The 605-nt window shown below is 41.5% G+C and carries 1 protein-coding gene and 1 pseudogene; both read left to right on the forward strand.

The window, feature by feature from the left end:
- Positions 1-220: pseudogene (locus LG31_RS21635) on the forward strand (hypothetical protein); the annotation flags it as partial.
- Positions 217-605: hypothetical protein (locus tag LG31_RS21640; RefSeq protein ID WP_238567501.1), on the forward strand; the 389-nt coding region annotated here is incomplete at its 3' end. The pseudogene LG31_RS21635 and the gene LG31_RS21640, both read left to right, overlap by 4 nt.

The following is a 605-nucleotide window of genomic DNA, read 5'->3' on the forward strand; positions in this document are numbered from 1 at the left end:
GGCTAGGGATACTTCAAAAGCACCTGCAAAGCGATACAGCCCGCAAGAAAAGAGCATTCAAGAGAAAGACAAAATAATTCGTCAATTACAGCTACGGGTTGCAGAACTTGAATCTCATTTAGAAGGCTTAAAGCAAGAATATAAATCTCTTCAATCAAATTCACATCGAGAACAGCATCGTATGGAATTGCTAGAAATATTTAAGCGGGTGCCGAGATGAATGACTTCGAGCAAGAGAAGTTTTTTCGCATCACGAGACCACCATATCCATCCAGAAAAGGTCGCTCATTTCATGCTGTGCAGATAGATCCTGACACTCTTCGTAATTGCAATTACAAGCGCAATTACATCATTCACATAATTGAAAATAACAGTGATCGCCTGTCACTAATATTGGCGAAGGGTGCATTGGTTAAATTAGCTATCAAAAAGCAGTATAGTAGACGAGTAGAGCACGGAGGTATTCTCACTGTAATCACCCCTCAATACCTAGACCTTATTAGGCCATCAGGGGAGCAGATCGTACTGATGTTAGGCAGTCACGCCAGATTTAAAGGTGTTGGCCCAGTAAAAGCCCGTAAATTATGGTCTACATTTGGTGAGTC

Source organism: Aeromonas lacus, from assembly GCF_000764665.1.
Taxonomy (GTDB): Bacteria; Pseudomonadota; Gammaproteobacteria; order Enterobacterales; family Aeromonadaceae; genus Aeromonas; species Aeromonas lacus.